Annotated in this window: 12 protein-coding genes and 2 tRNA genes; 6 read left to right on the plus strand and 8 right to left on the minus strand. The window is 61.3% G+C overall.

Translation table 11 applies throughout. The features are described 5' to 3' along the window. Position 1: 1 nt before the first annotated feature. From VKT51_06835 to VKT51_06845, 3 genes are all read right to left on the minus strand, one after another. A tRNA-Phe gene (locus VKT51_06835) sits at positions 2–74 on the minus strand. A 59-nt stretch (positions 75–133) separates the two neighbouring features. After that, positions 134–484, minus strand: coding sequence for a hypothetical protein (locus VKT51_06840; protein ID HLJ83867.1), 351 nt, complete (start codon positions 482–484; stop codon positions 134–136). After that, entirely contained in the window at positions 481–1,695 is a 1,215-nt protein-coding gene (locus VKT51_06845; GenBank protein ID HLJ83868.1) for a molybdopterin-dependent oxidoreductase, read from the minus strand. The genes VKT51_06840 and VKT51_06845 overlap by 4 nt, the downstream gene beginning before the upstream one ends. Positions 1,696–1,827: 132 nt before the next feature. Between VKT51_06845 and VKT51_06850 the strand changes: the two genes are divergently transcribed. The 3 genes from VKT51_06850 to VKT51_06860 are packed head-to-tail and all read left to right on the plus strand — an operon-like array spanning position 1,828 to position 4,756. Beyond that, positions 1,828–2,418: a TetR/AcrR family transcriptional regulator gene (locus tag VKT51_06850; protein HLJ83869.1), complete on the plus strand. Its 591-nt coding sequence runs from the start codon at positions 1,828–1,830 to the stop codon at positions 2,416–2,418. Between the two features lie 32 nt (positions 2,419–2,450). Then, positions 2,451–3,848, plus strand: a complete 1,398-nt coding sequence (locus tag VKT51_06855) for an MATE family efflux transporter (protein ID HLJ83870.1) — start codon at positions 2,451–2,453, stop codon at positions 3,846–3,848. Between the two features lie 11 nt (positions 3,849–3,859). Continuing rightward, positions 3,860–4,756, plus strand: a complete 897-nt coding sequence (locus VKT51_06860; GenBank protein ID HLJ83871.1) for a hypothetical protein — start codon at positions 3,860–3,862, stop codon at positions 4,754–4,756. Between the two features lie 33 nt (positions 4,757–4,789). On the opposite strand, the gene VKT51_06865 is transcribed toward VKT51_06860, so the two are convergent. The 3 genes from VKT51_06865 to VKT51_06875 are packed head-to-tail and all read right to left on the minus strand — an operon-like array spanning position 4,790 to position 7,475. Beyond that, entirely contained in the window at positions 4,790–5,803 is a 1,014-nt protein-coding gene (locus VKT51_06865; protein HLJ83872.1) for a DUF2891 family protein, read from the minus strand. 2 nt (positions 5,804–5,805) lie between these two features. Then, positions 5,806–6,771 carry a DUF979 domain-containing protein gene (locus tag VKT51_06870; protein HLJ83873.1) on the minus strand — a complete coding sequence of 322 codons (966 nt, stop codon included), beginning with the start codon at positions 6,769–6,771 and terminating at the stop codon, positions 5,806–5,808. Further along, positions 6,768–7,475 (minus strand): DUF969 domain-containing protein, encoded by a 708-nt coding sequence (locus VKT51_06875; GenBank protein ID HLJ83874.1) that lies wholly within the window; start codon positions 7,473–7,475, stop codon positions 6,768–6,770. Before VKT51_06875 ends, VKT51_06870 begins: the two co-directional genes overlap by 4 nt. A 158-nt stretch (positions 7,476–7,633) precedes the next feature. Here VKT51_06875 and VKT51_06880 point away from each other — a divergent pair, with 158 nt between their 5' ends. After that, entirely contained in the window at positions 7,634–7,945 is a 312-nt protein-coding gene (locus tag VKT51_06880) for a DUF2277 domain-containing protein (GenBank protein ID HLJ83875.1), read from the plus strand. Positions 7,946–8,004: 59 nt separating this feature from the next. Next, positions 8,005–9,240 carry an amidohydrolase family protein gene (locus tag VKT51_06885; protein HLJ83876.1) on the plus strand — a complete coding sequence of 412 codons (1,236 nt, stop codon included), beginning with the start codon at positions 8,005–8,007 and terminating at the stop codon, positions 9,238–9,240. Positions 9,241–9,276: 36 nt separating this feature from the next. Here the strand turns inward: VKT51_06885 and VKT51_06890 are convergent, their stop codons facing one another. Next, the gene (locus tag VKT51_06890; protein HLJ83877.1) at positions 9,277–9,660 is read right to left on the minus strand and encodes a DMT family protein; all 384 of its coding nucleotides are present in this window, start codon (positions 9,658–9,660) and stop codon (positions 9,277–9,279) included. A 609-nt stretch (positions 9,661–10,269) separates the two neighbouring features. Between VKT51_06890 and VKT51_06895 the strand changes: the two genes are divergently transcribed. Continuing rightward, positions 10,270–10,755 (plus strand): hypothetical protein, encoded by a 486-nt coding sequence (locus tag VKT51_06895; GenBank protein ID HLJ83878.1) that lies wholly within the window; start codon positions 10,270–10,272, stop codon positions 10,753–10,755. Positions 10,756–10,819: 64 nt separating this feature from the next. Here VKT51_06895 and VKT51_06900 read toward each other — a convergent pair. Continuing rightward, positions 10,820–10,896, minus strand: a tRNA-Asp gene (locus tag VKT51_06900). Positions 10,897–10,973 lie beyond the last annotated feature (77 nt).

Below are 10,973 nucleotides of genomic sequence, written 5' to 3' on the forward strand. Positions count from 1 at the left end.
GTGCCGAGAGCCAGAATTGAACTGGCGACACCGCGCTTTTCAGGCGCGTGCTCTACCAACTGAGCTATCTCGGCGGCCTAAAACGCGTTCGGCGCTTCGCTTGGAAAACCTCGCATCGGTCGCGCTCCGCACACTACGGTTTGCCGTTTTGCCCTACGAGATATTGGACGAGCGCATCGACTGCGGTCGCGTCTATCGGCGCGCCGTAAGCCTTTTGCATCTTCAGCACTTCCCCGCGCCACTGATCGGCGGTGAGCGGCGGCTGCATGTACACGTAGTCGGCGGCGTGACAGATCGTGCAGTTAGCTTGCGCGATCGATTGTCCGACGCCGGGTCCGAACGATCGCGCGTCGGGCGGCAATGTGATCGCCACCGCCGCGCCGGCTGCGTCGCTTTTCGCCGACGACGCGGTCGCGAGCATTGCGCAGAACAGTGCGGCGAGAATCGCCGCGGCGATACAGTGATTGCGTTGGTCGTTCTTCATGAGGCGGCTGCCACATCGAGCGTTTCGACCGCGTTGCGCATGTAACCGGATGCGTTCCACGTCGCGGCGGACGGCTGCGTCGATCCGTCGACACTCGTCGCCGCGCATTGCAGCGCGTAGCGTTTGCCCGGTTCAGACGAGAACGACGCCGACCACTCGCGAAAACCATAACGCCCTTCATCGGCGCCGAGCGCCGCTTGACTCCACGAGGCGCCGTTATCGCTGCTGAACATCACCTTCGCGATGCCGCTGCCGCTATCGAAAGCGATGCCACGGACCGCGACCTGTCCTTGGCGGTCGACAGAAGCACCCGGCACGAGGTTTGTGATGAAAGACCTTACCGTAAGTTTTGAGATCGGTACGGTCGGCACTTTCGTGCCCGGCTCCTGGCAACCGCAAGGCGCGGCCGGAACGCGATAGGCAGTGGTCATCCAGAAATTGTCATCCGGCGCGTCGCGGACTTCGATGTCGTTCAGCATCTTCACCCAATACGTCGCATACCAGCCCGGCACCACGAGCCGGACCGGAAACCCATTGAGCAGCGGTAAGGGCTCGCCGTTCATCTCATACGCGAGCAATACGTCGTCACCGTCGGCGATATCGACGTCCAGTGATTTCTTGAAACTCGGCGTACCCGCCAACACAGGCCTGTCCATACCGCTGAAGCGGACCGTTTTTGCTGTCCCCGCGACGCCTGCGCGCGCGAGCACGTCTTTGAGCCGAGCGCCGCGCCAGCGGGCGTTTCCCATCGCCCCGTTTGCCCATTGTCCGCCGGCAACGCGCGGTTGGAAGAATCCGCGGCTGTTGCCCGCGCACTCGCAGACCGCCGTGACCTCGGCCGGCGCGAAGCCGGTTCGCAGTTCGGCGAGCGATATCGTCGCCGGCTTATCGACGAGCCCACGCACGGTCAACGCATACTGCGCCGGATCTACGGATGTGGGAACACCGGCGAGATGCCAACGGACAAAAAATGCGTCGTTGGGCGTGAGGAGGCTTTCGTCGAAGACCGCAAACGGCGTCTCGAGTTGGACCGGTCGCGATGTCAAAACGATCAACGGCCGTTTTTGCGGATACGCCGCGAGCGAACGCGCGCCGTTGGTAAAGGGAAGTTCGACCGTCTCTGCGCCCGAAGCCGCTGCGATTGCCGGCCTGCTGAGCGCAAGCCCCCCGATCGTCGCGCCCACACCCGTGAGAAACGTTCTACGACGCATGCCGCTGATCATAGCTACTCCGTCCCGAGCGGTCTTGGGGGTGGTCCGGGCACGCGCTTTCGCCGCGGCAGGCGCTCTTCACCTCGGCCCCGATAGTTGAAACCGACGTTTCATATATGGTACTATTGCGCCGTGGCCAGAACGGCGGATAAAGCGCATCGCACCAAGCTGCTTGAGGATATAGCCGACTACATGCTTGGCCACGGATATGCGAATCTCTCGCTGCGCCCGCTTGCTAAGGCGGTGCGCTCGAGCCCGCGAGTCCTGCTCTATTATTTCGGGTCAAAAGAGAATCTCGCGGCGCTCGCCCTTGGCGTCGCACGCGACCGCCAGCGCGCGCACTTCGCACGGCTTCGCGAACAAGAATTCGAAACGTGCTCGGGGTTGTCGCGAGCGATCTGGTCGACGATGCGCGCACCCGCGGTAAGACCTCTCTTCCGGTTGTTCTTCGAAGTCTACGGTCTCGCGCTCCAAGACCGGCGCGGCTACGCCGCATTTTTGCGTTCCGCAGTCTTCGATTGGTTGCGATTCATCGAAGAGCCGTACATCCGGCGAGGCACGCCGCGCAAGGTCGCACGCGCGATCGCGACCGCGCTGCTCGCCGGTTTCCGTGGATTCATGCTCGATCTGTGCGGCAGCGGCGACACAGCGCGCATCGACCGCGCCGTCGAGCTGTGGATCGAGACGCTGAATGCGCCGCCGTTCCAGCCACAATATACTTGAAACAGTCGTTCCAGATATGATATAGTCGCGGCATGGCACAGACCGCAGCGCAGCAACCCCGGCGGCCGGGCGTGAACATCTTCGATCCCACGCGCCCCATGTGGCAGCTATTCCTCGTCTTTCTCGTCCCGCTCGTCTTGAGCAATGTGCTCCAAGCGGCGTCGCAGACGTTCAGTCTCATCTTCTTAGGGCGCTTGATCGGCGTCAACGGACTGGCCGCGGTCTCGGCAGTGTTTCCCGTGATCTTTTTGCTGTTCTCGTTCTTGATCGGCGTCGCTACCGGCGGCTCGATCTTGATCGGCCAAGCGCATGGCGCCGGCGACGCTCATCGCGTCAAGAAGATCGCCGGAACAACGCTCGGGGCCACCCTGGCGTTCGGGATTTTCTGCGCGATCCTCGGACCGATGATCGCACCCGCGCTGCTGAACGGTTTGCGTACGCCGGCGAATATCATGGACGACGCAAACGCATATGCGCGCGTCATCTTCCTCATCTCCCCCGCGGTGTTTCCGTACATCATGTACACGTCGTTTTTGCGCGGCGTCGGAGATTCTAAAACTCCGCTGTACTTCTTGCTGATCGGTACGGTGCTCTCCATCGCGTTCACGCCCGCGTTCATCCTCGGCTGGTTCGGGCTTCCCAAGCTCGGCGTCGTCAGCGTGGCCGTCGGCGCGCTGCTCAGCAACCTGGTGGCGTTCACGGCATTCCTCATCCATCTCCACCGCACGAACAACCCGCTGAAGTTCGACCGCGAGACTGCGGGTGATCTGCTCATCGACTGGCATCTACTGGGTCAGGTGTTGAAGATCGGCATTCCGACGGGCGTTCAGGTGATTCTCGTCTCGCTGGCAGAGCTCGCTGTGCTTTCTTTTGTCAACCATTTCGGCTCGGGGGCCACGGCAGCATACGGCGCCGTGAATCAGATCGTGAGCTACGTGCAATTCCCGGCTATCTCGATTGGGATGGCGGCGTCGATCTTCACGGCCCAGGCCATCGGCGCGCGCCGCGAAGACCTGGTCGTCAAGGTGGTCCACTCAGCCGTTGGCGTCAACTACGCGGTTGGCGGCGCCATCATCGGCACGTGCTACCTCTTCTCCCGCGCGATTCTCGGTTGGTTCATCACCGATCCCGGCACGCTTGAGGTCGCACACACGCTGCTTTTCGTCACGCTCTGGTCGTATCTTATCTTCGGCAATAGTGCGGCGATCAGCTGGGTCATTCGCGGCAGTGGTGACGTGATTGTGCCGATGATCAACGGCATCATAGGAATTTGGCTGGTCGAAGTGCCAGTGGCCTACATCCTCATGCAGCGCTACCAGCTTGTGGGCGTGTGGCTCGGCTACCCGATCTCCTTTATCGTGGTCTTGCTGCTCCAGTACGCATATTACTCGCTTTACTGGAAGCGCCAAACGCACGCCCGACTCGCTTAAAAGGAAACGCCGTGCGTTCACTATGTGCCTGGCCCACCGCGATCGGCCTTATGCTGTTTGCAAGTGTTGCCGCGGCGGTCACGCTGCCGCCGTCTGCGTTTACGTATAACGCTGCGGCACCGCTCGATGTCCGCGTGGCTTCGACCAAGGCGAGCGGCTCGCTCACCGTTCGCGACGTCACGTTCGCATCGCCGGCCGGCGGCCGCATCCGCGCGGAGATCATCGCTCCTTCCGGCGCAGCAGCTTCTCGGCCGGGCGTGCTGTTCGTGCATTGGCTGGGAGACGCCGCCACGACGAATCTCACGGAGTTCGTTCCCGACGCGACCGCGTTAGCCCAACGCGGCGCGGTCTGCATGCTCGTGGACGCCATGTGGTCGAAGCCCGACTGGTTTGAAAAGGGCCGCGCGCCGGCAACCGACTACCGCGACTCGATCCGCCAGGTCGTGGATCTGCGTCGCGCTCTCGACGTGCTTGCGGCGCAACCGGGCGTGGATCCCAAACGGATCGCATATGTCGGTCACGATTTCGGCTCGATGTACGGCGCGGTGTTGAGCGGCGTCGACACGCGGCCGCAGTGGTACGTGCTGATGGCGGGCACGACGTCGTTCAGCGCTTGGTATCTGCTTGGCGCGCAGCCGAAAGATAAAGCCGCGTACATCGCTCAGATGAAACCGCTCGATCCTCCCAGCTATTTGTCGCGTTCGAGCGCCCGCGGCTTCTATTTCCAATTCTCCGATCGCGACCAGTACGTATCAGCGCCAACCGCTCGCGCGTTCGCGGCAGCCGCCGGCGCGCGCGGCGAGATCCACTTCTACCACGCCGATCACGGCTTGAAAGGCGCGGCGATCCAGCACGATCGTCTGGTCTGGTTGGAAGGGCGAATCAAACTTCCGACAACCGCACCGTGATGCCCGACGCTGTGCGCTACTTATGAGGTTGAGCTAAGAACGCAGGTCGGCGGCGTCAAGGCTCCTTGCGGCATCCCACGCGAACGTCGCGAGCCAGTGCGTGGAGAGATAATCGTGGCCAACGGCCGCGTTCACGCCGGCGCGATAGAGACGTTCGGCCGATTCGAGCTCGCGCCGAAGGGCTAGCGCCTGTGCGATGCGCGCGAGCATCCCGGCGCGCGACAGGTTCAGACCGTGCAGGTGCACGATCTGGCCGTCGCTGACGTCCGGAACCTGCGCGACGGAAAGTATTGATGCTTCCGGTCTTAAATCGGGCATGAACGCGTTCCACCAGTCGCGGAAATCTCGCTGCGGCACGAGACGGCGCATCAGATCCGCTTCTGCAAGTCCGGGCGAGAGAAAGTCGTTCCCGCTCCGCTCCCACGCTTGAGGATACTCACGGTCGTCTGCGAACCACTCGTGCGCCTTCGTCTCGATCGCGCGCAGGAGCTTGGAGAACGATAGTTTTTGACCGGCGTCGAACATCAGTCCGAGCGCGAACGCCGTGTTGCCGTGCACACCGTGGCGTACGGGAATGGTCAGATTGCCAAGCCAGTCCACCGCGTTTGCGGCAAGCTGCGTGGCCAAGGCGCGCAATGGTTCCCGTGCCACTTCGATCGATGACGACTCGGCCGCTGCGGCCAGAAGCATCGCCCATGCCCAACCGTAGGGCCGTTCGTAGTGCGGCAATGCGGCGAAGTAGGCGCCTTCCGCCGCAATATTGTTCGCGGTCAGGTTTTGAACGACGGCGTCGTGCAACGCCTCGACACAAGCCGGATGATCCGAACGTGCCGCAAAATGGTCGAGGAGCTGCATCGCCGTCCAGTGCGAGTGCACGCTCGAGTGCCAGTCGAACGAGTTGCCGAATGCCGGATGCGCTGTGACGAAATTGAACGAAGCATCCGCCTCGCGGAAGAGATGCGAATCGTGATAAGGAAAGCGGGTCGTGATATTTGCGAGGACGACCGGTGCGATTCGCGGCGCGAGTTCGATTTGAAAGTCGTTCATGATCAGATAAACGGCAAAACGGACATGAAGCCGACGTTGACGGCAAAAAGCGCGAGCGCCGTAGGGATCTGGACCTTGATCTGCCCATATCGGTCGTGCATGCCGAGCAGCGCCGGCGGCACGAGATTGAAATTGGCGGCCATCGGCGTGCAAAGCGTTCCGCAATAACCCGCGAGCATGCCGATGGCGAACATCGGCGCCGGATGAGCGCCGAGCTGGACGACCAAGACCGGCCAGCCTATGGCCGCCGTCATGATCGGAAATGCCGCGAACGCGTTTCCCATCACGATCGTGAAGAGCGCCATGCCGACGGCATAAGCGACGACGGCCACAATTCGCGAATGCTCCGATACCGCGTGTTGGGCAAGCACGCCCACATCGGCGCCGACACCGGCCTGGGTGAAGAGGCCGCCCAAGACAGCCAGCATCTGCGGCAGCAGCACTGCCCAACCGATCGATTCGAGCAGCCTGCGGCCCTCGCTCAACGCGACAAAGGGTCGCTTTGGACGAAGGATCACCGCTCCGACGATCAGCGCTACGATGACGGCGACACCCAGGCCCACGAGCGTCGCCTGACCGGCCGCGAGCAAAGGCTTTCCTTCTACGCTGATTCTACTGATGCCGACGGAAAAAGCGATCGTCACCGCCGGAATCGTGAGTGCCGGCACGAACAAGAGGTCGCCCTTTCTGCGCGCGCTCCCTTCGCGCTCCGCGTCCGTCGTCGTGCTGACGGTTCCGGCCGACGTCAGCCCGCACCCGGCGATCAGTGCCATCGCGATGACCGACAGCCCCAAAGGCCAGTTCGGCAGCACCGTCAAGAAACTGCCGTAGAAAAACGAAAGACCGAGAAGCGTCCAAAACGTCGCGTTGGTCCACCGCTGCGGATGGCTGCGGTCGAGTGCGATTTCGATCCCCGTGAAGAGAAAGAATGCGCCCGCGAGCCAGTAGACCCACTCAGCTGTGATCACGCGCCGCGCCTCGCATCGCCGCGTTCTGATTCGAGCATCGCGGATATCGTTGCATCGAGGCGCAGCAAACGAAAGCCGTGGATGAGGAACGCGACGACCGCGGTTGGAATCGCCCAGAACGCGATCTGCACGGCGTCGAGTTTGAGATGATAGGTCGAGTCGACGTACGCGGTGATGAGCAGCACGGCGCCTACGGCGACGAAGATATCTTCGCCGAAGAACGCGCCGACCGTGTCCGCTGCAGCCGCGTGCGCTTTCACGAGATCGGTGACGCGCTCGGGCAGTTCCCGTCCGTGAGCGCGGCGCACCGCTCCCTCAGCCATGGGATAGATCACGGGACGGACCATTGGCGCGACGCCGCCGATACTGGTGAGACCGAGCGCCGCCGACGTCTGCCGCACGAAGAGATAAACGAGCAGCAAGCGTCCGGCGGTCAGCGCCGCCGCTCGCGCGATCATGATTTTGGCTCGCTGCTGCAATCCGAATCGCTCTGCTAGGCCCACGACCGGCAAGACGATGAACGCGAGCGAGACCGATCGGCTGGCGGCAAAACCCGATGCAAACGCATCGAGGATGTGCAGCGGCGAAATGCCGGCGAGCATTGACGAGACGATACCGGCCAGCGTGACGACGAGCAGCGGATTGCGACGCAGCGCGAATCCGGCGACCACGACGACAACGCCGAGCAGCGGCCACATAGTCATCACTATTCGGCACCTCTGAGCATGACGCCGGCGGCATCTATCTTGATGTCGTGCAATTCATCGCGTCGCGCTCGACCAACCTTTTAACCGCAGGATGTTCAGCTCGGCGGGGCCGGGAGATGAGGCTGTCGTAGAAGCGCTCATCGGAGGAGCGGCAGATGTGCAGAAACATAAAAACACTCCATAACTTTGCCCCGCCGGCGACGCATGATGAGATACGAGCGTCGGCCGTCCAATTCGTCCGAAAGTTGAGCGGCTTCACGCATCCGTCAAAAGCAAACGAAGCCGCGTTCGATCACGCCGTCGAACATGTGACGAGCGCAGCTCGAGAGCTTCTCGACTCGCTTGTGACCAATGCGCCGCCACGCGACCGAGCCACAGAAGCGGCGAAGGCACGCGAGCGCGCGGCGGTCCGCTTCGGGCGGACGCCTCGAGAGCAGCGCACGGCCGCGAGCGCGACCAACCCATAGCTAGCGAACGGAAGAACATGCGGCGACGCCGCAATCGCTTGTAAGTCGACGGAGGAGACGTGGCGTTATTCCTGAGCGGCGCTGTGGTTGTCGATGGAACAGGTGCCGATCCTCGCAAGGACACGACCCTGATCGCCGATCAGGGTGCTATCGCATCCATCACGAAGCAGGCGCCGGCCGTTCGCGGTGATGACCAGGGATTCGATCTCACCGGATGCACGTTATTGCCTGGCCTCATGGACGCGCACGCGCATGTCGGTCTTGTCTTCAACATGGCGGCAGACTCCGGCGCGATGAGTGCCGCAGAGATCGCGGCCAAGACGTTTCGCAATTGCGAGCTGGCCCTCGATGCCGGATTTACAACGCTGCGCGACATGGGCGGCGTGGATGGCGGCTTGGCTCGCGCGATCGAGTCGGGCGATGTTCGTGGGCCGCGCATTTTTCCGTCCGGCCCTGCCATCGCGCAAACGGGGGGCCACGGACACCTCACCGGACCGTTCTGCGATCTGAACCATCCGCTGGCGATTCCCGGCCTTATCCAGCTCCTCGAACTCTGCGACAGTCCGGACGAAGTGCGACGCGCGGCGCGCAAGATCTTTCGTCGCGGCGCCACGCAGCTCAAGCTCTTCATCAGCGGCGGCGTCGTCTCGCTTACCGACCGGCTTGAGGACACGCAGCTTACTATTGAAGAACTGCGCGCGGCCGTGGTCGAGGCGAAGGCGCGCAAGACGTACGTCGCAGGTCACGCGCACAATTGCGACGCCATGCGCAACGGACTCGCCGCTGGGATCGAGTGCTTTGAACACGCCACGATGCTTGACGAGGCGACCGCTGCCGCGATCAAAGCGGCGAACGCAGCCGTCGATCCCACGATGACCGTCTGCAATTTGATGGTCAACGAATGGAAGGCATGGGGGCTCGACGAGAGCGTGGTGCCTCGCATGAGCGGCGTGGAAGCGAAGATGATCGACGCGGTTCGCATCGCCCGCGACGCCGGACTGCTGATCGGATCCGGCTCCGACATGCTAGGGCCGGGTCAAAACCGTCGCGGTCTCGAGCTCGTGCTCAAGGCGAAGATACTTGGGCCGATGGAAGCGGTCGTCTCGGCGACGCTCAACAACGCCAAGATCATGCGCTTGGATTCCCAGCTCGGCACTCTTGAGCAGGGAAAAATCGCGGACGTGATCGCGGTGCGCGGCGACCCGCTGTCGAATCCCGAGATCTTTGACGACCCGAGCCGCGTGGTTCTCGTCATAAAAGCCGGACGCGTCGTCAAGAACCTCGTCGCAGCCTAGTCGCCGCAGTTCTGACGCCAAATCCCGCGCTGATCTTCATCTGTCGCCGATAAACGCGAAGTACACCGCGCCGACGATGAAGCCGTATGAAACGAGGTAGTTCCACTTCAGCCCAACTCGAAAAGCGACAAGCGCGAAGACCGTGAATACCACTAACGTAATGCACTCTTGTATTATCTTGAGTTGGAACAGGGAGAAGTAGCCGTAACCGAGTCTATTCGCTGGTACTTGGAAGACGTACTCGAAGAACGCGATGCCCCAACTCGCGACGATCGCGAGAGGAAGCGCCGACTTCGTATGCTTGAGGTGTCCGTACCAAGCGATAGTCATGAAGATATTGGAGACCGTAAGTAAAGCAACAGTAGCCATGAACCTTCGTCTCTTGTCCGATCTGGATAGCCATATAGGGAAAGACCGCATAGGCTCTCTGTTTCGGGCGCCTAGTTTGTGCACCGGTCGAACAAGAGGGTGCTAGCTTATTTCCTCTATCGGATTGACTGCGCTTGCACGAATCCTTCGATCCGCGAGGAGCCACGCAGGCGTCTTGACTTAATCACCAGGATAGTTGTATACTGCAACAGTTGACATCTCGAACTATTAATCGCGCACCGGAAGCCTCAAGCGGGCGGTTCATCGAGGAGATTGTCTCCTTGATCCGAGCGTTGGGTTTGCACAAACCTGATCAAACCCCATGTGGGCAACCTATCTCAGTTGCGGAGGCCCAAACCGTTTTGGAACTGTCGCGCAATTCCGGGCTCTCGCAGAACTCGCTCGGCTTGCGCTTGGGTCTTGAGAAGAGTACCGTGAGCCGCCTGATGGGGATTCTCGAGGGGCGCGGGTGGATCGAACGAAACCGAGACCGGCACGACTCGCGTGTAATTCGCCTAAGGCTTAGTCCTCTGGGCACGCGGGCAGCCCGACGCCTCGCAACCACCCGTCAAGCAAAATTCGCAAAGGTCTTTGATTCCATTCCCCGCGAGAAGCGTGGGGAAATATTAGAGTCACTCTCGATCCTGACGGAGGTGCTTCGTGAATCTTAGGATTGCTTGCATTACGATCATATGCTTAAATGCGACATCCGCGGCCGTACTTGCAAGTCCGACGCCATCACCGTCGACCATTGAACAACGTAGCCAAGAAGTTATGCCGTTCAGCATGAGTGAGGCAATGCACATGTTTACCACAACCAGCACCGGCGGAGTGCAAGAAATCATGGTGCACGACGGCAACCCTCAGCAGATCTCGCTCGTGCGTCAGCACCTACGGCACCAGGCGACAGCTTTCGCCCATGGCGACTTCTCGAACCCCGCATATATTCACGGAAATAACATGCCTGGACTGAAGCAACTTGAGGCGGGCTACACACGCATGGCAGTTGCATATGCGAACACCACGCTTGGCGGGAAAATAACCTATACATCCGCTGATCCGAGTGTCGTATCCGCGATTCATGAATGGTTCCAGGCGCAGACACGTGATCATGGCCATCATGCGATGATGAATTGCAAAACGTGAGCCGGCCAGTTTGGCCCACGGACAAAAGTAAAACCCGCAACCCTTACTGGGTGCGGGTTCGAAGTGGCGACGCTGAAGGGGCTCGAACCCTCGACCTCCTGCGTGACAGGCAGGCGCTCTAACCAACTGAGCTACAGCGCCACGACAATTTCATGGCCGGAATACCGAGTCGTTCTTGGACTACTTTGTTATTTTCGCCTGCCCAAGGCCGAGCTTGC

The sequence above is a fragment of the Candidatus Eremiobacteraceae bacterium genome (assembly GCA_035295225.1).
Classification (GTDB): domain Bacteria; phylum Vulcanimicrobiota; class Vulcanimicrobiia; order Eremiobacterales; family Eremiobacteraceae; genus JABCYQ01.